General features: G+C 48.9%; 17 protein-coding genes. 8 read left to right on the plus strand and 9 right to left on the minus strand.

The genetic code is table 11. The features are described from left to right. Nucleotides 1-107 precede the first annotated feature (107 nt). Nucleotides 108-608, plus strand: a complete 501-nt coding sequence (locus BM202_RS20355; protein ID WP_093829514.1) for a Rad52/Rad22 family DNA repair protein — start codon at nt 108-110, stop codon at nt 606-608. Between the two features lie 131 nt (nt 609-739). On the opposite strand, the gene BM202_RS20360 is transcribed toward BM202_RS20355, so the two are convergent. Then, nucleotides 740-1,519, minus strand: coding sequence for an NIPSNAP family protein (locus BM202_RS20360; RefSeq protein ID WP_394333801.1), 780 nt, complete (start codon nt 1,517-1,519; stop codon nt 740-742). 151 nt (nt 1,520-1,670) lie between these two features. On the opposite strand from BM202_RS20360, the gene BM202_RS20365 reads away from it, so the two are divergent. After that, entirely contained in the window at nt 1,671-2,633 is a 963-nt protein-coding gene (locus tag BM202_RS20365) for an alpha-E domain-containing protein (RefSeq protein ID WP_093829518.1), read from the plus strand. 84 nt (nt 2,634-2,717) lie between these two features. On the opposite strand, the gene BM202_RS20370 is transcribed toward BM202_RS20365, so the two are convergent. The 4 genes from BM202_RS20370 to BM202_RS20385 form a co-directional block, all read right to left on the minus strand. After that, nucleotides 2,718-3,476, minus strand: coding sequence for a hypothetical protein (locus BM202_RS20370; protein WP_093829520.1), 759 nt, complete (start codon nt 3,474-3,476; stop codon nt 2,718-2,720). Between the two features lie 141 nt (nt 3,477-3,617). Continuing rightward, complete coding sequence (gene glgB / locus BM202_RS20375) at nt 3,618-5,633, minus strand: 1,4-alpha-glucan branching protein GlgB (protein WP_093829522.1); 2,016 nt, start codon at nt 5,631-5,633, stop codon at nt 3,618-3,620. Between the two features lie 209 nt (nt 5,634-5,842). Continuing rightward, nucleotides 5,843-7,492, minus strand: a complete 1,650-nt coding sequence (locus tag BM202_RS20380; protein WP_093829524.1) for a putative maltokinase — start codon at nt 7,490-7,492, stop codon at nt 5,843-5,845. A gap of 552 nt (nt 7,493-8,044) precedes the next feature. Beyond that, entirely contained in the window at nt 8,045-8,443 is a 399-nt protein-coding gene (locus BM202_RS20385) for a hypothetical protein (RefSeq protein WP_093829526.1), read from the minus strand. 213 nt (nt 8,444-8,656) lie between these two features. Here BM202_RS20385 and pgeF point away from each other — a divergent pair, with 213 nt between their 5' ends. After that, on the plus strand, nt 8,657-9,430 hold the full coding sequence (gene pgeF / locus BM202_RS20390) for a peptidoglycan editing factor PgeF (RefSeq protein WP_093829528.1): 774 nt from the start codon (nt 8,657-8,659) through the stop codon (nt 9,428-9,430). Nucleotides 9,431-9,499: 69 nt separating this feature from the next. Continuing rightward, complete coding sequence (locus BM202_RS20395) at nt 9,500-9,742, plus strand: GlsB/YeaQ/YmgE family stress response membrane protein (protein ID WP_093829530.1); 243 nt, start codon at nt 9,500-9,502, stop codon at nt 9,740-9,742. 92 nt (nt 9,743-9,834) lie between these two features. On the opposite strand, the gene BM202_RS20400 is transcribed toward BM202_RS20395, so the two are convergent. Then, entirely contained in the window at nt 9,835-11,019 is a 1,185-nt protein-coding gene (locus BM202_RS20400; protein WP_093829532.1) for an acyl-CoA dehydrogenase family protein, read from the minus strand. A 357-nt stretch (nt 11,020-11,376) separates the two neighbouring features. Between BM202_RS20400 and BM202_RS20405 the strand changes: the two genes are divergently transcribed. Together BM202_RS20405 and BM202_RS20410 are read left to right on the plus strand one after the other, a co-directional pair. Beyond that, the gene (locus BM202_RS20405) at nt 11,377-12,708 is read left to right on the plus strand and encodes a UDP-glucose dehydrogenase family protein (protein WP_093829534.1); all 1,332 of its coding nucleotides are present in this window, start codon (nt 11,377-11,379) and stop codon (nt 12,706-12,708) included. 110 nt (nt 12,709-12,818) lie between these two features. Beyond that, a complete protein-coding gene (locus BM202_RS20410) occupies nt 12,819-13,799 on the plus strand; it encodes a UDP-glucuronic acid decarboxylase family protein (RefSeq protein ID WP_093829536.1) in 981 nt (326 codons plus the stop codon). A gap of 152 nt (nt 13,800-13,951) precedes the next feature. Here BM202_RS20410 and nspC read toward each other — a convergent pair whose 3' ends face one another. The 3 genes from nspC to BM202_RS20425 all read right to left on the minus strand — a co-directional run bounded on the left by nspC (nt 13,952) and on the right by BM202_RS20425 (nt 17,026). Further along, nucleotides 13,952-15,103, minus strand: a complete 1,152-nt coding sequence (gene nspC / locus BM202_RS20415) for a carboxynorspermidine decarboxylase (protein WP_093829538.1) — start codon at nt 15,101-15,103, stop codon at nt 13,952-13,954. Nucleotides 15,104-15,184: 81 nt separating this feature from the next. Beyond that, a complete protein-coding gene (locus tag BM202_RS20420; protein ID WP_093829540.1) occupies nt 15,185-16,168 on the minus strand; it encodes a DUF4886 domain-containing protein in 984 nt (327 codons plus the stop codon). 207 nt (nt 16,169-16,375) lie between these two features. Further along, nucleotides 16,376-17,026 carry an RNA polymerase sigma-70 factor gene (locus BM202_RS20425; RefSeq protein ID WP_245776722.1) on the minus strand — a complete coding sequence of 217 codons (651 nt, stop codon included), beginning with the start codon at nt 17,024-17,026 and terminating at the stop codon, nt 16,376-16,378. Nucleotides 17,027-17,228: 202 nt separating this feature from the next. Between BM202_RS20425 and BM202_RS20430 the strand changes: the two genes are divergently transcribed. After that, a complete protein-coding gene (locus BM202_RS20430; protein WP_093829544.1) occupies nt 17,229-18,224 on the plus strand; it encodes a FecR family protein in 996 nt (331 codons plus the stop codon). A gap of 26 nt (nt 18,225-18,250) precedes the next feature. Continuing rightward, nucleotides 18,251-21,889, plus strand: a complete 3,639-nt coding sequence (locus BM202_RS20435; RefSeq protein WP_093829546.1) for a SusC/RagA family TonB-linked outer membrane protein — start codon at nt 18,251-18,253, stop codon at nt 21,887-21,889. Nucleotides 21,890-21,901: the final 12 nt, after the last annotated feature.

Genomic DNA, 21,901 nt, shown 5'->3' on the forward strand with positions numbered 1-21,901 from the left:
TGATCTGACATTGCCAATGATAAAACGGCTCAGTAAAGGGTTGAATATTCCCATTCAGCGACTGGTTGGAGCCTGATTAGTAAACAAACAACAAATAAAAGAGACTAATGAATCTAAACGTATTAACCGCCCCCCTTACGGCGCAGGAAGTTGAATGGCGCGTACAGAGCCAGACCAAAGACGGTCAGAAAATCGTTGTGGTGCCCTACATCACCAACCGGTGTGTGATGCAGCGCTTCGACGATCAGTTTGGCTGGGCAGGCTGGCAGAATGAAATCAAGGAAATCGAAGGCGGTTTTCTGTGTACGATCACGGCGGTTTTGTCCGGTGGCGAAATCGTAAAAAAAACCGATGGGGCCAGCCGCACGAGCGTTGAGCCAGTGAAGGGCGGCATTAGCGATGCCATGAAACGGTGCGCCGTGCAGTTTGGGCTGGGCCGGGCGTTGTATGACTTCCCGAAGGTGCTGATCCAAACCACTGACAAATACATTCCCGATTGGGCATCGCCATTATTGGATAAAATGGTAGACAAACTCAATGCAGGCGGTATCGTTCGTGATGTGGTCGTTCTAAAACCCGAACACGCGAAGCCCGCGATGAAAGCCTAAATCAAAGCCACAAGGTCTTTGAGCGTTGGTGGGTTTATAAACGCGAAACGCGTCCCTGATTCCGTCAGGGACGCGTTTCGCGTTTGCTACTAGCGACATGGCCAGCCTGTTGGCTTTTACGGTTTCGCTGTTTACCTGATCGGCGAATAATCGGTGGGCTTCATGTAGACCGATTCTACTTTAGTCGTTAGCGAACCATCTTTCTCGGAGTCAGCTTTGACCTTAACCCAGGTAGGATCTTTACGGAACTCATCAAAATGCGCTTTCCCTTCTGCTTCGCTGGGGTGAGCCAGAATGTAGACGAGTTTGGACTGAGTAGCTGGATCTTTTTCCTCAGTAACCCAGTAAGCAACATTGGTCATGCCGTGCTTGCTGAATAATTTCATCGTATGATCGCGGAAGCGCGTCAGCAGGTTAGGAAGCTTGCCCGGCGCTGGCGTGTACGTACGCAACTCGAAGGTGCGCTCCGGCAATTCTTTCTTCAATTTGAGTTTAGGTGAGAAATCGGCATCGGTCATAAAGATCTGATCAACATGATCAACTAATTTGCCATTGGCTTCGGTTTTGGCAACTACCGCTTTCCATTCCGGATCACTACCAAAGGCTTTCCAGGAAGCATCCCGGGCCTCGCGATTGGGATAAGCCAGGATATAAATCAATTCCTTCATGGTAGTGTCGGTCGGTGTCCAGTAGCCAATGTTTTCCATCCCGTGCTTCTCGAAAATTTTTGTCGTGTACTGCCGGAACCGATCAACGATCTCGGCGTATTTGCCCGGCGTTGGATGGTAAATACGCACTTCATAAAATCGGGATGCGGCTGGCCGGGCACTGGGTTTAGCGGGTTCAGGCTTTGCGACAAGTGCCGTGCTGAACAGCAGGCTTACTGTGAGTAAGGAATAAAATGTATGCATGATAAACAGTAAAAAAATAGAGCGTTGTAAAGTAATCTCTTTTTAGACGATTCTATTCAGAAAAGTCATAATTGCTTTCTTATACTTGTAAAATAGGCATAATCCTTTATTTTTGTCCGTACCCCCACCGCTTTACCCAAGTCTATACGTTATGCTAAGCCGTGTTGCCAACTCTGTTTACTGGATGCATCGTTACATCGAGCGGGCTGAAAATTATGCTCGTTTTATGAGCGTTAATTTTAATCTGGCCCTCGATTTACCCCCAAATGTGGACCAGCAGTGGGAGCCACTGCTCATTGCTACTGCCGATAATAACCTGTTTGCCAAATACTACGATCAGCCGACGAGCGAGAATGTCATTCATTTTATGACCTTCGACAAGCGAAATCCAAACTCCATAGTATCTTGTCTGAGTGATGCTCGTGAGAATGCCCGTACCATTCGTGAGGTTATCTCGAAGGAAATGTGGGAGCACCTGAATCAGTTTTACCTGATGGTACGTGATACGGCTCCCAAACAGCAGTGGAGCCAGTCGCAAACCCAGGATTTTTTTACCGAGATACGCAACAGCACCCAACTTTTTTACGGGATCATCGACGCAACCATCACCCGTAGTGAAGCCTGGCATTTTGGGCGTCTGGGACGGTTTCTGGAACGGGCGGATAAAACGTCGAGATTTCTGGATGTGAAATATTTTACGCTTCTCCCCGAGATTGATGCCGTTGGGTCTACCATTGATCTGATGATTTGGTCAGCCGTATTAAAGTCGGTTAGCGCGTACAACATGCACCGTCAGCAGTATCGGTCGCTTACGCCAGCGAGCATTATAGAATTCCTGATTTTAGATAAAATGTTTCCCCGGTCGATGGCTCACTGTATTCGGCAGGCTGAGTTATCGCTGTACGAAATATCGGGTAATCACATTACAAATGGTTTTGGCAATCCGGCAGAACGGGCGCTTTCCAAGCTACGTACTGAAATCGAGTTTACGGAAACTGCCGATATCTTCAAGGCTGGTTTACACCAATACCTCGATAATTTCCAGACACGGACAAATGAAATTGGGGAGACTATCTTTAAAACCTACTTCGATCTGAAGCCGTTAGAAGTTTAAAAAAGGTGAAACCGGGTTACCAGAGCGCAGCGAAAGAGTGGGAAAAAGCCATTCGCTGTGCTCTAGTAACCCGGTTTCACCTTTTTATTGAAAAATAGGAAACGTCAGGGCCAGATAAGCCATACCAACGCGGTTCCGAAATCGGTTATTGTCGGCAACGATGTCACGATTGGTAACGACAGTTTCGGTCGTAAGCCACTGATAACCTAACTTTATGCCTACCTGTCTGGTGATGTAAATACGGGCATATACTTCCGTAGAGAGTGTTCCTCGATCGTTATCCCCAAGTAAGCGTACGTTTATATTACCTGGTTTCGACGACTGATACGTATCAACGCCCTGAAAATAAGCGTTGCTTGTATCTGTGGCTGCGAATTGACCGGTTGAGGAAATATAACGGCCAATGCGTCTTTTCCCAATCGTGAGACCCAGTAAATCAGCACTTGCACCCAGTTCAACTCGCCCCAAATTAATCTGCGCCCGAACACCAACGTTGAGCGACGTCATCGTTACGTAATCATACCGGACGGTATCAATATTCTGGACGATAAGGGGCTCCGATAGCGCTCCAAAGCCAGTTTTGCCGCGCGTCAGCCGGGCGGGAGCCGTATAATAAGTAAGATTATCGCCGTAGAAAGCGCCGAATCGGGCCGTCCAGCCAAGTTGTAGCAGTTTGCGCTCCCCAACGTTAATAAGCTGGTAGTAGGCAATAGACGGATTGTAGTTATTTGTTGAATAGGCCATGCCCAAATCGACTCCACTGCTAAGACGAGCTGCTACGCGCGACTGGGAAAAACTATGAATAGAAAGTAAACTCAATAAGGCAACAAAGATTTTCTTCATGCAGACAAATCGGGCAGTTCTGGTGACAAAGATATAGGCTTTACGGGATTTTACGGATTCACAGAGTTGATTCCTATAACCGGCATCAACGCCTTGTAAATCTGTAAAGTCCCATAAAGCCTATCGAACCGACGTATCGGGTTAGGATACTTTCAGCACCACGGCACCCAGTGGTGGCACGTTAAGCTGGAGCGATTGAGGTCGACCATGCCAGGGTTCTTCTTCACTGCCGATTGGCGCCGAATTTACTATCCCGCTGCCATAAAAATCGGCAGCGTCGCTATTGAAAACCTCCTGATACGCACCTGCCGACGGTACGCCAATACGATAATTAGTGCGTGGAATGGGCGTCATGTTCAGTACAATCAACAACGTATCTTCTGGTCGATCCCCTTTTCGGCTATACGTAATGACCGTGTTTTCACGGTCTGTGGTGTCAATCCACTCGAACCCATCAGCCGAAAAGTTACGCTCATACAAAGCAGGTTCGGCTTTGTATAACGCATTCAGCGCTTTCACGCAGTTCGCCATGCCTTTGTGTGGGGCGAACTCCAGCAGGTGCCAGTCCAGACTATCGTCAAATTTCCACTCCGATGTCTGCCCGAATTCACTGCCCATAAAGAGGAGCTTGGTGCCAGAGTGGGTGAACATATAGGAGAACAGCAACCGTAGATTGGCAAATCGCTGCCACTCGTCACCGGGCATTTTTCCAACTAGTGAGCGCTTTCCATAAACAACTTCATCGTGCGAAAGTGGCAACATGAAGTTCTCCGTAAACGCGTAAACCGTGCTGAATGTAATCTCGTCCTGGTGAAACTTTCGGAAAGCCGGATCACGCTGAAAATAACGTAGCGTGTCGTTCATCCAGCCCATCATCCATTTCATGCCGAAACCCAATCCGCCCGTATAAACGGGTCGCGATACGCCCGGAAATGCCGTTGACTCCTCCGCAATAGTCTGTGTATCCGGGAATTCTTTATAAATGGCTTCATTGATTTCCTTGAACAGTGAAATGACTTCCAGGTTTTCACGACCGCCATAGATGTTGGGTTCCCATTCGCCGGAATTGCGGGAATAATCCAGATAAAGCATTGATGCGACGGCGTCTACGCGCAGACCGTCGGCATGGCATCGATCCAGCCAGAACAGCGCATTGCTCATCAGAAATGAGCGAACTTCAGGTCGGGCGTAATTAAAAATATAGCTTTTCCAGTCGGGGTGATAGCCCTTGCGCATGTCAGGATGCTCATACAAATGTGAGCCATCGAACTCATACAGGCCCGCTGCATCGCCGGGGAAGTGGGAGGGAACCCAGTCCAGCAATACGCCGATATTGGCCTGGTGTAACCGTTCGATAAGTTGCATAAACTCCTGTGGTGTACCAAAACGGCTACTTGGTGCATAATAGCCGGTAATTTGATAACCCCACGAAGGCGCATAGGGATACTGCATGACGGGCATAAACTCCACATGCGTGAAGCCCATATCCTGAAGATAAGGAACGAGCGCATCCGCAATTTCACCGTAGGTCAATTCGCGGGTGGGATCGCCAGGATCGCGTCGCCAGGACGACATGTGCATTTCATAAACGGAAATGGGGGCATCAAGTGCATTTTTCTCCTTGCGGGACGCCATCCATTCCTGATCCTGCCATTCGTGGTACGTATCCCAGACAACCGAAGCTGTTTTTGGCGGAACTTCCCACCAGTGGGCATACGGGTCACCTTTTTCCAGCTCGCGACCGCCTTCGTGAACGATAAAATATTTGTAGGGCTCACCCCGGCCAACATTCGGAACGAACAGTTCCCAGATACCCGACGAATCCCAGCGAACTTTCATGGCGTGGCTGCCTTTATCCCAACCGTTAAAATTACCAATCACGGCAATATATCGGGCCGAGGGAGCCCATACGGCGAAATAGGTACCAACAACACCATTGTGCTCAACGACATGCGAGCCGAATTTGTCATATAGCTTCTGATGTTTTCCTGCTCGAAACAAAAAAACGTCGAAATCGGAGAAACGGGAATAGACCGACTCGTCATGGCTGAGTGAATCACTCGGAAAGTTCGGTTCGGTTGCAGGTTGTTGGGGTTGAGTAGGCTGTACCGACTGGTCAGGTTCAGCCGTGGGTATAGTGGTTTTGCGTTTTGCCATTGGTTGGAACTTATAGAACTACGTTATTGAACGTGATCAGAGCCGGAAAGTTAGAAAAAAACTTAACCTTCCCCAGGAAACGCTCGGTCAATTTGCGGGCTACTTAGATACACACTACTCCAAAATGGTACCAAAAGTCTTTGAATTAATTTTGCAGGTTAGTCCTCGTTAAAAACGTTTCTGTCCCGGATGAGTCTCACCCCACTTTCCTATCTAAGCAGGCCCGTTTGCAGCATGGGTATACCGGGTGCCGTAGTGCCGTCACTCAGTCGGATTTTTTCAATTTCGCGTACTACGTCGATAATACCTTTGAGGGGAATTTTTACCCAGGAAGGCCGATAGCTAATTTCGTACCCCAGTTCATACACCGCCTTCTCGAGCAGATAAATCAACAGCAGGAAATTGATTTCGCTGTTGTCTTTAAACAGCGGATGTGGATTGCCAAAAACATCTAAATAGGCGTTCATGAACGTATCACGGATGAGGTAGAACCAGCGATCCGACACGCGCTGCAAATGATCGGGGTGGAGGTTGTCCGTTTCGACAGAATTAAAAAGCTTTGCCGAGACCGCGTAGTGATAGGACCGAATCATACCTGCTACGTCTTTTAAGGGTGAGTGCTTGATTTTACGATCGGTGATGCTGCTTTCGGGTTCGCCCTCAAAGTCAATGATCACAAAATCATCTTCCGTTGCCAGTACCTGGCCGAGGTGATAATCACCGTGAATGCGGATACGTAGTGAACCAATGTCCCGGTGTCGGAAGTCGGCAATAAACGTATCGATCATTTCCTTGGCTTCCATAAATACCCAGGCCAGCCGCTGCGCCTGTGGATCGAGTTTGGTGTAATTGTCAATCAATAATGAATAGCGCCGTTCCAGCAAATCCTCAAAACGCTTGATTAAAAACTCGCGGTAGTCACTGGTGAATGTCTCCGGGGCAAAGTCAGGGTTTGCCGGTACACCATCCCGAGCGGGTTTAAAGAGTGCGCAGTGCATCTCACCTGTTCGGCGGCCCAGCAGTTCCACTTTTTCAAAGACGTCTTCCCGAATGGCGAACATCCGTTGCGGTACGCTGAACAGAAAATCATTGAGGTAATCGCCGGTTTGCATCCAGGAGTCTTTGTCGTTTGGGACCATCCGTTGCATCATCCCCAGCGTTATGTCGGCACTAGTGGGTTGTTGCCAGATAATGCTACCGCCAAACGCCGGAATATGCGCGAAGTTGCTTTCGTCGGTCAGAAAAGCGATCATATCCACTTCGGGATTGGTCTCGCCAAAGAGTTTGCGGTAGAGTTTCAGGAAGTATTTATCGCCAAATGTCATCGCCGAATTACTCGAATCGACGGGCAACACCCGCGAGCGAAGCTGTTCATCCCCTTCCTCCAAACCCCTTCCTCGCTTGAAGGTGAGCTGCCCGGTGGTTTGGGGCAACACCTGATTGGTAAACAGTCCGTCGAACAAGGCGCGTCGAAAGCGTTCGTCGTAGATGCCATCGATCAGCAGGCCCTTTCGGCCATCCAGCGTTAGTTCCCCAATTCGGCCTTTCTCGGGTATATCGGCTAATTGAGAACCCCAGCTATCGGTAATGAAGGCCAGGGGTAATAAATAATTTTCAGGTATGCCATCCACATAACTAGCTTCCAAAATGACCATGTAAGCTACGTCGCCGTCGACCAGCGGCAGTGTATGCACCGTTTGTATAGCAAAACCAGTTTGTTGCCGGGCTTTTCCCGCAAACCAGCGGCACGAATTGACGTAGGAAGGAAGCAGCGTTTCTGTTAATAGTTTCCAGAAATCGGCGTCTGAAGCAGCCGTAGACCAGGTGCCTGAAGAAGTTAAAACTTGTGTATTGAGCATAAATGCAGAGGTACTTAGTCGGATGTAGGATAGGCGCTGTCGTGGGAACGCTTATTCGGTCAAAAATTTCTTGAATATACAACAAAAAATGAGGGCCTATGTTGGACAGAATCGTTTGTTGAGCGGGTTGTTTGCATCGACGTGGCTGGATTTTTGTCGTCGCCTACGTAGCTTTTTTAGTTGCCTTTTTTGGTTGCAGAGACCAGACGCCCCGCCCCGTAAAAACGATAAGTATAGTATTGGTTGACTCTGTAAATCAATGCCTTGTCTACTAAGTAAGCCCATATACAAACTACACCAGCCTCTAACGCGGATAGTGTATGGCTCAGAGCAGATTTCGGCTTATCAACCTCGGTAGAAAAATAGGGGATTAAACAGCTACCCAGTTTATCTGAAAAGTATGGAAATGGTCCTTCTCAGTTGTGAAAGGGGGATTTCTGCAATGAATCGACGGAAATTTTAATCTCCAGACAAGCCGATACGTAGTAAACGAACAAAAACCGCACCTGATGTCAGGTGCGGTTTTTGTTAATCGTGAATGGTGGGGATGAATTAATTTACCGCAACAATGCGGCTGGGTGTGGTTGGTTGTTTAGTCGCAACGGTCACGTTCTGGGTCGTTGTTTCAACACCGTTCGTGATTTCTAATTGATAGACGCCATCTTCCAGCTCATCAAGACTCAACCGCACGCGGTAAGCTGTTTCATTTTTGCCCAAGTGCTGAGTGTATACTACTTTACCATCAGCTTTCTTCAGGCGAATATCGACCGCTCCACCCGTTTCTTTGTTGACGGCAACGTTCAGTTTACCTTCTATTGTGGTGTAGATACCCGTTTTATAAGAGGCCACCCCTGTAGTGCGACCGATTGGATTGGTTTCGGCAAATGAAGCAGACAACGTAACAAAACTTAATGTGAAGGCTACAAGCAGAGGTTTGATGAAAGTTTTCATGACTTTTATGTTTTTATCTTTTGTTTAAAATCTGGTCGGGTTATTCCCGATTGGTGAAACAAAGATATAGGTCGTGGCTGGTACTATGCATAACAGACTACCGGAACGGCTCATCGTCAGGATAAGTGGTGGGAAAATAGGGATGATTGAGGGAATGGTATGTAGGAATAGTGTGCGCTTAGGCGCAAATTTGTATAGTCAACTACGTATCATATGCTAACCAAGCTAGCTTCTGCGGCCGTTTCGTATCGCATTCCAACTCTCTTTACCCCGTTCATAAACCTAATCGCTGCTGAAAGCACCCGGCACGGAGGTGTTAGCCCAGCTCCATTTGCATCGCTCAATCTGGGCATCAATACGTCCGATGATGCTGCTAACGTTGACGAAAACCGCTGTCGATTTTTTGAGGCCATTGGCGCGGGAAGAACGGCTCCCTTTGCGTCTTCGCATCAGATTCACGGCACCGAAATTTTGCAGACAACCGAACCAGGTCGATTTGATGGGTATGACGCGCTCATCACCAACCAGGCTGGTCTGCTCATTGGCGTAACGGTTGCGGATTGTGTTCCCATTCTGATTTATGACCAGGCCAATCGGGCCGTTGCGGCCATTCACGCAGGCTGGAAGGGAACCATCGGCGCCCTTGTTACGAAGACACTGGAAGCTATGCAACAGCAGTTTGGTACGTCGGGCGCATACTGTTATGCCTACATTGGTACGTGCATTGATGAATGTTCATTTGCCGTTGGCCCAGAAGTGGCCGAGCAGTTTGCGCCAGCGTTTAAACAAGCTATTGCTGATTCTGGCAAGAGCTACGTTGATCTGAAAGCTGCCAACAGGAAATACCTGATTGACTTTGGTATTCCATTGGAGCAGATTGAAGTGTCGCCTTTTTCTACGGTTTTAAATAACGATACGTATTTTTCACATCGTGCCGAAAAGGGGCAAACCGGACGAATGCTAGCGGTTATTGGGCTTAAATCTTAAACAAATTTTACCGGTTGCTCGTTACGTATGTGTTTATTTCGAACACATCTTACTCAACACGTAATAGTCATGGGAATCTTAGTTTCAATTCTGGTAGGTGCGGTGGCCGGTTGGCTAGCCGACTTAGTATTCAAGCGGTTTTCGTTTTCGCTGTTCGCTGAAATTCTGCTCGGCATTGCCGGTGGATTTGTAGGTGGCTGGATTTTTGGTCGGGATGGCGGTATGATCGACCAAATTCTGACTGCCTTCGTGGGCGCGGTTATTATTCTTGGTATTGCTGCGTTGATTAAAGGACGTAGCAGCACGGTATAGAGGAAAGCATAAAAGAGAAGGGGACGAGAGAGAGAACGGAAATTCGCAATGTGTTTTCCATCCTCCTTTTCGTCCCCTTCTCTTTTTTGCCTCTATTTCAAAATCTGTCTCGAAATCACTACTTTCTGTATTTCGCTCGTGCCTTCGCCAATAGTACAAAGCTTGGCGTCGCGATAGAATTTTTCAACGGGAAAATCCTTCGTATAGCCATACCCGCCAAAAATCTGTACGGCTTCGTTAGCGACCCGCACGGCTGTTTCCGATGCAAACAATTTTGCCATTGCCGATTCTTTCGTGACTGGCTTTCCAGCATCTTTCAACTCAGCGGCCTGATAGGTAAGCAGTTTAGCCGCTTCAATGTCCGTAGCCATATCGGCCAGTTTGAAGCTGATTCCCTGAAAGTTAGCAATAGGCTGGCCAAACTGTTCACGTTCTTTTGCGTATATCAAAGCGGCATCGTAGGCACCGTAGGCAATGCCTAAACTCAGTGCGGCAATCGATATACGGCCTCCATCCAGTACTTTCAGCGATTGAATAAACCCGTCACCAACTGCACCTAATCGCTGGCTATCCGGAATTCGACAATCCTGAAACAGCATCTCGGCCGTTTCTGATGCTCTCATCCCTAGCTTATCTTCCTTGCGACCGCCCGAAAAACCGGGCGTGCCTCGTTCAACGATAAAGGCCGTCGCATTATGGGCTGTGTTGGGGGTGTCGTGGTCCGACATATCGGTTCGGGCGATCACTACCGCTACGTTACCACTTATGCCATGTGTAATAAAGTTTTTTGCTCCATTCAACACCCAGTCTTCACCATCACGAACAGCCGTCGTACGCATGTTGCCCGCGTCAGAACCCGTGTTGGGTTCAGTCAGACCCCACGCGCCGAGCCATTCGCCGGCAGCTAGCCTGGGTAAATACGCTTCTTTCTGCTGTTCACTACCAAATAATAAAATATGGTTGGTGCAGAGTGAGTTATGAGCAGCCATCGACAGCCCAATCGATCCATCTACCCGCGATAATTCAACAATGGCTGCTACGTATTCAGGATATCCTAGTCCAGCCCCACCATATTCAACGGGCACCAGCATACCCATAAGGCCCTGCTCGCCTAACTGCCGAAACAGATTAGCCGGAAATTTCTGTTCTTCGTCCCATTGGCGGATGTTTGGGCGAATAAGTCGTTCGCTCAAATCCCGCACGGACTGCATAATCAATTGTGCAAGCGCTAGTCGATCCGACGAGCTTACTTGGTTTTCTCCAATTTCAGTGTTCATAAATCCTGTTGTTCACTTTGTTTGTTGAGGTGTAGAAAAAGTTGTTCAGACAAGTATCAACATTAGTTGATTACATAACGACACTAAACACGAAATCGGCACGAAATAAAGGAATATGGCGTGCGAAAATAAATTTTTAGCTATAAGAGTTAACAAGAAGTTAATAGATTCGCTAATTTGGGCTATTCTTAGGTGTTGGTACTTTTTTTTTGACGAACGAATCGTTTATACCGATCAATCAGTATTCGTTGATGCATTAGTAGCAGGTTATTAAAAATCTCCTATTTTTGCAAAGATCCGTTAGTGTGCCTTATCCTAAGTGTTAGCTATAAATCTCATTTATATACTGTTTACTTTATGAAATTAGCAGTCGTTGGAACCGGATACGTGGGCCTTGTGACGGGGACCTGTTTTGCTGAAACGGGCAACCAGGTAACGTGCGTTGACATTGACGAACGAAAAGTTGAAAAACTGAATAATGGTATCGTTCCCATTTATGAGCCAGGTCTTGAGACTTTATTCCACCGGAATGTGGAGGAAGGCCGCCTGTCGTTTACAACCAACCTCGAAGAAGGTATCAAAGGCGCCGAAGTAATTTTTCTGGCCCTGCCAACTCCTCCGGGTGAAGATGGTTCGGCCGACCTGAAATACATCCTGAAGGTAGCCAGCGATCTGGGCCCCATCCTGAATCAGTATGCGGTTATTGTGGACAAAAGTACTGTGCCAGTCGGTACGGCAGAGAAAGTTCATGCACACATCGCTGACAATGCCAAGGTTGATTTCGACGTAGTGTCGAACCCCGAATTTTTGCGGGAGGGGGTGGCCGTCGAAGATTTTATGAAACCCGACCGGGTGGTTATCGGTACCAGATCAGATCGGGCGAAAGGGGTAATGAACCGCCTTTATGCGCCTTTGGTACGTCAGGGGAACCCCGTAATTTTCATGGATGAACGTTCGGCTGAAATGACCAAATATGCCGCTAATGCGTTCCTGGCTACGAAAATTACGTTCATGAACGAGATCGCCAACCTATGCGAACGGGCTGGTGCCAACGTCGACGATATTCGTCGGGGCATTGGTACCGACAGCCGTATTGGTAAGCGATTCCTGTTTGCAGGCATTGGGTACGGTGGGAGCTGTTTCCCGAAAGATGTGCAGGCGCTGGCTAAAACCGCTAAAGATTTCGACTACGATTTCAAAGTACTGAAGTCGGTGATGGAAGTGAATTACGAGCAGAAAACAAAGTTGATGCCGTTGATTCGTAATCACTTCGGTGGTAGTCTGAAAGGGAAAACAATTGCCGTATGGGGGCTGGCCTTCAAACCGTATACCGACGATATTCGTGAAGCTCCGGCTCTGGATAACATTCAGGCACTGCTTGAGGCTGGCGCGAAAGTGACCGTATATGATCCTGAAGCGATGGACAACGTCCGCAATCAGATTGGCAATGCTGTTACGTATGCGCATACCCAGTATGCCGCGCTGGATGACGCCGATGCGTTGGTTATTATTACGGAATGGCCGCTGTTCCGCACACCCGATTTCGACAAGATGAATTTGTTGATGAAAGGAAAAGTGATTTTTGATGGCCGGAACGTGTATGAAGTCGATCAAATGCGTGAGTTGAACTATACCTACTACAGCGTTGGCCGCGAAGCCGTACTGGCGCCAGTTGAACAGAAAGTTTGATTTTTATTTTACCACAGAGAAACAGAGATTTGCCTGGAAAAATACAGCGTATTCCGTTGCTTTTCTGTCAAACTCTGTTTCTCTGTGTTTAGTCCTGTCCTGAGCAATTTATGAAGCGTGTATTAATAACCGGCGGAGCCGGATTTTTAGGGTCGCACCTTTGCGACCGGTTTATTAAAGAAGGGTACCACGTCATGGCGATGGATAACCTCATTACGGGCGATATTCGTAATATTGAGCATCTATTTCACTTGCCCAATTTCGAGTTCTACCATCATGATGTTTCCAAGTATATCCACGTACCGGGCGAACTGGATTACATCCTTCACTTTGCTTCGCCAGCCAGCCCGATCGACTACCTAAAAATCCCGATTCAGACGCTGAAAGTGGGGTCGCTGGGTATTCATAATTGCCTGGGCCTGGCGCGAGTGAAGGGCGCACGCGTACTGATTGCCTCTACTTCTGAAGTGTACGGCGACCCCAACGTTCACCCGCAACCCGAAGAATATTGGGGAAATGTGAATCCAATCGGGCCACGTGGTGTATATGACGAAGCCAAGCGGTTTCAGGAAGCGATAACGATGGCTTATCATACGTATCATGGTCTGGAAACCCGTATCGTTCGGATTTTTAATACGTATGGCCCACGGATGCGCCTGAACGACGGTCGGGTATTGCCCGCCTTCATTGGACAGGCATTGCGGGGCGAAGACCTGACTGTGTTTGGCGATGGTAGCCAGACGCGTTCATTCTGCTACGTCGACGATCTGGTTGAAGGAATTTATCGCCTGTTACTGAGTGATTATGCCTATCCGGTCAACATTGGTAACCCCTCAGAAATCACCATTAAGGAGTTCGGCGAGGAAATTATTAAACTCACTGGAACGACGCAGAAACTTGTTTTGAAGGATCTACCCGTAGACGATCCGAAGCAGCGCCAACCCGATATTACGAAAGCCAAAGCGATTCTGGGCTGGGAACCCAAAGTATCGAGAGATGAAGGGCTGCGTATTACGTATGAATACTTCAAGAGCCTGCCTGAGGAAGAACTTTACAAAGCTGCCTACCACCGCGAGTTTGTGAAGCAGTAACCTTGCCACAAAATTGCAATTCCGGGAAATTGTGTAATTTTACAGCGTAACTGCTTTACGCAGTACACCTTTAGCTGTCAAGAAAAAACCTGCGACCATCTTTGCGCGCAGGTTTTTTGTTTTAGTAGTATCGATCACTCCAGGTAGCACTACTAGCTTAGCCGATCCTTAAAACTTTCGTACCCATAGGTTTTAATTAACTGGAACGATTCGTTTTCTTTCCAGATACCGATACTTGGCAAATTGACCCCATTGAATGTAGTGGTTTTCACCATTGTGTAGTGGATCATGTCGTCGAACACAAGAATATCGCCGATTTCAAGCGGTTTATCGAATGAATAGTCACCCATGAAATCACCGGCGAGGCACGTCATGCCACCCAGCCGATATGTTGGTTTTCCGGCAACAGGTTCATGGTATGAATGAATAATGCGGGGCTTGTATGGCATTTCGAGCGTATCGGGCATGTGAGCGGCAAAGGACGTATCTAAAATAGCGACGTGGATTCCCTGACTGTCAAGTATGTCCAGCACGGTAGACGTTAAAACTCCCGTTTGCCAGGCGATGGCCGAACCCGGTTCCAGAATCACATCGACATTGTATTTCTGCCGGAAAGCGGTCAGCAATCCAACGAGGTGATTCGTGTCGTAGCCTTCGCGGGTCATCAAATGTCCTCCGCCGAAGTTGACCCATTTGGCCTGATGCAGCAAGTCACCAAACCGGCTTTCAAGGGCATTGAGTGTTCGTTCGAGCGTAAAGGAATCATTTTCGCAGAGCGTGTGAAAATGGATTCCTTCCAGACCCTCGGGCAATTGATCGGGCAATTGGTCGCGCGTGGCACCCAGTCGTGAGCCTGGTACACAGGGATTATACATATCCGTGGCTACTTCCGAATATTGTGGATTAACCCGTATGCCGCACGATACACGACCTACGGCCCGATCCTTGAATCGCTCCCATTGACTCCATGAGTTGAATGTAAGATGACTGCTCCGGTCGACCACTTCATCGAAACTGGCATCCTGATAAGCCGGAATGTAGGTATGGGCTTTCACCCCCATATACTCATTAACCAGCTTGATTTCGTTAAGCGAACTGGCCGTGGCCCCGCTTAAATACTCGCGCACCAGCGGGAAGGCGCTGTACATCGAGAAACCCTTGAGAGCTAGAATAATCGTTACGTCAGCCGCCCGTTGCACGGAATCGATGAGTTCAAGATTTCGGCGAAGTTTGGCTTCCTCCAGAATAAAGCAGGGCGACGGAATGGCTGGATCGTTGAGGTGTTGCAGTAAGGTCGTATTCATCCCACAAAGGTAGGGTGTTTTAGAATGGGGTCATCTGGAAGTTTATCGTATGCCTTTAGATTGACTATTCCCCGCTGAACATCATACTTGTTTTTTGACCCACGCCCTCATACTAGCCGACTTCTTTTTCTCTTTTTTGACCGTTGACCAGGCCGTTTTTCGTAATTGCTTCGCAAAATTTGGGTCAACCTCTTCAGGATAAAACGTCAGTTTAACGGGTGACTCATCAAACAGAAAACCATACCAGACCAGGGCGCCTAAATAACATCCGGCCGCGTTGGCGTGATGGGAATCAAAGGCTAGTTTTCCCTTGTCCCAACGATACCCCATATGCAACGAATGTGTTTGGTTGGGCAGATTTGGTGCCTGGGACTGGCTGAAATTGAACGTATCGTCTTTTCGGTAAGCCCATTTAGCCGTTGAGTTGATTTGCCAGAACGCGTCGCCATTTGGAATGATCGGAATGCTTAGTTCGTCAGCTATCGTGTGATAGGCGGCTCTTGATTTTTCCCACATTTCCTGAGCACTCTTCGCGGAATCTTTCGTTGCAATTTGACTAAAATCCTTTGAGTCGGTGCGGTAAGCCCAAGTCTGATGAAAGACAATAGTAGTCTTAGGTTGTAGCTTTCTGACGTACTCGTACAGCTTACGAGCGTAGGGCCGATACGTTTCTACATCGCCGGAAAGTATGGACGCTTGTTGGATGGTCACTACGTCCCAAACGCCTTCGGACAACAACATTTTCAGGGATTTCCCTCCGTATGGTTTGCCGTTGGGGTCATCTGGATTCCGTTCGGCAGCTTCGGCATGATCCCAATGCCTTTGCAGGGAACTGCCGCCTAGTTCGGCGCGCCCGATTATTAATTCATGCCCACCTTCCTTGCTTAACTGAGGCAAGTATTTGGACGCATTCTGCGAAAAACTATTGCCAATCATGAACAGATGCAACGCCGGTTTGCCATCATTTGCACCCGTAACTTCCGACTGCCCAAATACGCCTTCAACCGTAAAAAGTATTAAAAAAAGCAGGAAAGTATTTTGGCTAAAGCGTCTGAAAATAATCATGTTTCGTAATTGTTGGCTGTAATTAACTCTATGTTAGACTATTGATTTCTGTGCGTGCTGAAACCATTTAAATTGTATATCTGTACTCTGCAAGTAGCTGATTCACTAGACATTACCCGCAGCGAATCGGCCACTGAGGAATAATTTCTTCCCGTTGTAGACCAGCCCAACAGCGGCTTATAGAGCCGCGTCATTGCTTTGTTCGATTTACTGCCAGTCTTTTTGTAGCGCTTTTCGTAGCGTTGACAGCGCACTGCTAATGTGAGCCTCAACGGTCTTAAGCGTAACATTTAACTCCTGCGCAATAGTTTGGTATTTTTTACCTTCAATCCGGTTCATGATAAATACTTTCTGGCGTTGGGGCGACAACTGCTGAACAAGGTCTTCAACCCGGTTGTATAATTCGTCATACCGTAGCAGTTCTTCCGGGGTCAGGGTTTCGGTTGTTGCAAAGAGACTTGATTCATTCTCCATCTCGGTGGTCGAAAAAGTAGTTTCACGACCTAACTCACGCTGTAAATATTTTAGCGCACGGTTCCGCACGGCGGCATACAAATAAGCCCGGTACGACGTATTAATCTGCTCATGGAGTGCTTTTTGCCAGAAAACGGCAAACAAATCGCTTACCAGATCGCGGGCAACGTCGCGGGAATACACGAAGCGAACGGCATGACTGCAAAGGGGACTGTAGTATTCCCGAAACAGAAGTTCAAAGCCCTGTTTCGGATTCTGGACAAACGCTTGACGAATGAATCGTTCATTGTCGGACGGAATCGCAGGTTGATTGGGGCTGGTTTCAGCCAGTTGCAACGGACGAATGTCATCAGGCTTATGAAAAGGCGAAGAAGGAGCAGACACCGGCAGAGAGGTTTCTTTTATTGAAAGACCCATATACTCCTTTTTACCCTAATTCATTTTGGTATTTTTATAAAAATAGGCTGGAAAACTACAAAAAATGATTCCGTAACCCGTTCTGGTTTACTATAACCTTACAAAAAGATCGGAAATGAATTAGGGTAAGTGTGTGATAATGGGTCTACTCAATAGAACACATACGCGAATGGACCCGAATCTGCCAATCGAAACGCTCTGGGCCTTCTTTGCTGGTCGAGCGACCATCCTCCAGAAACAGTTGCTAGCCGAGTGGCTGAAGGAAGAACGCAACGTAGAAACGTATTATCGGGTGCTCCATGAATGGGAAAAAGCCAACCCGCAGCTCATACCCGATATAGCGGCCGATTGGGAGTTGCTCCAGAATCGCCTGGCTACGCCTGTGTTGACTACGGAGTCAGTTACGGAAACGACCACACGGCTCCTTCCGACACCTGGGTTGCTGCGCCCCTGGTGGCTTGCCGTGGCAGCTTCGATTTTACTGGCGCTGGGGGTATGGTGGCAACGCGAAACGCTGCTTTTTCAAACCTATTCCACTACGTATGGCCAGACGCGCCAGGTTCACTTGTCCGATGGCAGCCAGGTCATACTGAACGCAAACTCAACGCTCAGCTTTCCGCGCTTTTTGTGGCTGCTGCCAACCCGTGAGGCTCATTTAAAAGGGGAGGCCGAGTTTTCAGTCGTTCATACCCATGACAACCGCCCATTTTTGGTTCATACGCCCGATTTACTGGAAGTGCGTGTACTGGGAACCGAGTTCGCCGTATATAGCCGTGAGCGCGGTAGCAAGGTTATTCTAAGCCGGGGAAAAGTGGCGCTCCGGTCGCTTAAAACGGACCTTCAACCACTAACGATGCATCCCGGCGATGTGGTTCGGGTAAACCCCAGAGGCATGTTCGAATTGCAGCCGAAGCAGCGGGTAAGCGATTATACGGCCTGGAAACAGCAGCGGTTTGTCTTTAACCGGACTCCTCTCAACGAGATTGCCGACCAGATTCAGGAGCGGTTTGGTGTACGGGTCCTAATTCCTGACTCAACCTTAGGCGTCAGACAGTTAACTGGAAATTACCCTGCCAAAAATGCAGATGAGGTCATCGCCATGCTAACCCAACTCCTCGATCTGCACGTAGAGCACCGCGATAAGAATTTCATTTTAACCCATTAAAAGTACCCTTTTCCTATTCCCTTATTATGATCAGATTAATACGTACAACCCGATTTCGACTCGTTGGCCTGGGGCTACTGCTGGGATACCCGCACGTGCCTTACGGTCAGGTACTTGCTTATCACCGGGATCAGATCACGGAATCGAAACAATCGGCAACTAATCGATTGCGGGATGTTTTGCTCGATATGCAGTCCCGCTACCGAATTAACATTGTTTTCGACGAGAAACTGCTCGAAGGAATTACTGTTGATACCCGGAAGCTGAGCCCGTCGATGACAATTACCAACCGGCTGCGGTATCTTCTGGAGGGAAGCGGCCTGCGCTACGTTCAGACCCAAAAAGATACTTACCTGATTGTGCCAGACCGGCCAGTTGAGAAGGCTTCTGATAGTAAATCGGTTCCTGATGACAAATCGGCGGCTATAACGCCACTGCCGGGTATGCCGGTTTCGGTCAATCAACCAACCTTTGTGGTCGATCCTTCGGTACGACAAACCGTAAGCGGTCGGGTTACTGACGAAAACGGAGCCGGATTGCCCGGTGTAAACGTATCGGAGCAGGGCACAACAAACGGAACCACTACCGATGCAGAAGGTAAGTTTCGGCTATTGGTTGATGGGACAAACAGTGTGCTGGTTTTCAGCTTTCTGGGGTATCAGACGCTGACGCGTTCCGTTGGCACGGGCACAGCTTTCAATGTACGTCTTCAACCCGATGTGCGCTCCCTATCTGAAGTTGTCGTAATCGGCTATGGCGAACGGCAGCGCAAAGACCTGACCGGAGCCGTTTCGGTAGTGGGGGGCGATGAACTCGTTAAGAACAAAGCACTTAACCCCGAACTAGCTATGCAGGGACGCTTGCCAGGGGTGTTCGTTTCAACGCCCGGTGGTGCGCCTAATGCCCGGCCTACCGTTCGGATTCGTGGGGTTAATACGCTCGGTTATAATGACCCACTCTATGTCGTGGATGGCGTACCGATCACCGAATATGGTAGTGGACCTCCACAATCCGGCAATGCCGCTCAGGCCACTGATCTTCGGGGTAACGTGAACATCCTGAATATGATTAATCCGAATGATATTGAGAGTATTTCAGTACTGAAAGATGCTTCATCAGCCGCTATTTACGGTGTTCGGGCGGCCAATGGCGTAGTGCTGATTACAACGAAGCGGGGCAAAGTAGGCCGTCCCCGGCTCGAATTGTCGGCCTCACGGGGCATACAGAACTTGCCGAAACGATACGATGTGCTGGACGTACCAGACTACGTAGCACTGGTTCGGGAGATGTATGCCAACAACCCGGCGCAGGCCGCCAATTTGCCCGCTATCTATAAAGACGGAAATGCGGCTTATCTGGGTAACCTGCCCCGCACCGACTGGCAGTCCGCGCTGATCAATAAAAACGCTGTAACAGAAGACTATAGCGCGAAAGTGTCGGGTGGATCAGAATCCACTACCTACTACGTGTCTGGCGGGTATTCACGGACGGAAAGCCCCCTTCAGCAGAATAATTTCAAACGGTATTCGCTGGCCCTGAATCTGACCAGCAAAGTGAACCGATGGCTTGAAGTAGGGCTGACCAACCGCCTGAGTTATGTAGATGCCCTGGACAATACCCAGTCCGACCTTTCCTCGGCCTGGCGGTATGCGCCCTGGCAACCCATCTACGCGCAAGCTGGTTTCCCCGCCTACGACGGGTTCGCCCAGACCGTGAATCCGACCTTTGCCGTGAACCCCGCCTTTGATCCAACAAAGATATCGCTGGGTGGCGGGCCCTATACCATCACCAACACGGGCTTGCTATACGGCACCGCCACTCGGGGAAACGTACTGGGTCAATGGGATACCCGCACCAACAATTACAGCATGCTCCGTACGCTGGGTTCGGCCTACATACAGGTTGAACCCCTGAAAGGGTTGAAAATCAAAGGAACCTTAAGTGCCGACTGGTACATCACCACCCGGAACCAGTGGCAGAGCGTCGACTCTTACCGGTTTTCGTCGCCGTTTACCAATACCTTCTCGGCAACCAATGGTACGTCCAAAGGGCAGATTACCCAGCGTATTCTTCGGAATTATAACCTCGTCAAAGAGTTTTCGGTAAATTATAACCACGCATTTGGTGGTCACTCGGTCGACCTGCTGTTCAACGCCATGGATCAGCAATATGGCGCATCAAGTACGGGGGCGGCCAATACGCAAATCAATTATTACAATCCCGATGCGCTGGCCCTGCTCAATACCGCACCCTATTCGACCGGGCAGATCATTCCGGAGAACAACGCCCTACAGGGCTATCTGGGCCGGTTAAGCTACAACTACAAAAGCAAATATTACGTCGATGCCACCGTTCGGCGGGATGGCACTTCACGCTTCGACAAGGACTACCGCTGGGGTACCTTTCCATCGCTGGCCGTGGCCTGGCGGATCACGGCCGAACCGTTTATGAAGAATGTTACCTGGCTATCGGACCTGAAAATGCGGGCGGGCGTGGGTGAAATTGGCAATCAGGAAACCACGCAATTTGCCTACCTGTCGCTGGTTAACTTCAATCCGGATTATTCGTATGGTTCGGGGGTGAATGGCGAAGCCATCGGTAGTTTGCAAAACGGAATTCGGCTGGCCAATATTCCGGTTCGGAATCTATCCTGGGAGCGCGTTCAGACCCGAAATATCGGTTTTGATGCGTCACTGCTGGAGAACCGAATTACGGCGACCATCGAGTATTACGACAAAAAGACCTCGGGTATCCTCCAGACGGTAACGCTGCCAACGAGTGCCGGGATCGACGACGGGTCGGCACCGACCAACAACATTGCTTCGGTACGGAACAACGGCTTTGAATTTCAACTGGCTTATACGGGTAAAGTGGGCAATAACCTGACCTACAACGTATCAGGCAACTTGACCACCGTTCGAAATCAGGTAACGGGACTCTACCGTGATCTGGCCTTCACCAGTGGTAATAACCGGACTGAAATCAATCAGCCAATCGGCTATCTGTATGGCTATAAGTTTGGGGGGATTTTTCAGAATCAGGGCGAAATTGATGCTTACAAAGCAACAAAGCCTACGGCGGCCGCGGCCAAAGACGCCATCAACAGCGACAGAGTGGTGCCGGGTGATGCCTATTTCCAGGACACCAATGGAGATGGCATCGTAAACGCCAACGACCGTGTTTATCTGGGCAAAACAATCCTTGGTTATTATTATGGGTTCAATCTGGGCGCTGCTTACAAAGGCATTGATGTGTCTATATTCTTCCAGGGTGTTGGTGATGTTCAGGCGATTAACGCGGAACGTCAGGCGGGCATCGGTATGAATTCGGAAAATATCAATTACTGGACCGACGTGCGCAACCGGTGGACGCCCACCAATCCCTCTACTACGTTACCCCGCGCCGTACAGGGTGACCCCGCCAGCAATAACCGTTTCTCCGACCGTTTTGTAGAAAACAGCAGCTTCATGCGATTGAAAAATCTGCAGGTGGGCTACGCGTTGCCACGGGTGCTCCTGGATCGCCTGAGTGGTCTGTCCGGCGTGCGCATTTATGTAACGGGCAATAACCTGCTGACGTTCACCGGCTGGAAAGGACTGGACCCGGAAAATGATGCTATTCCACCCGCTCGTTCCTGGATTTTGGGCCTTAACGTCAACTTCTAACCACTTTATCTA

Origin of the sequence: Spirosoma endophyticum, assembly GCF_900112365.1 — a bacterium.
Classification (GTDB): domain Bacteria; phylum Bacteroidota; class Bacteroidia; order Cytophagales; family Spirosomataceae; genus Spirosoma; species Spirosoma endophyticum.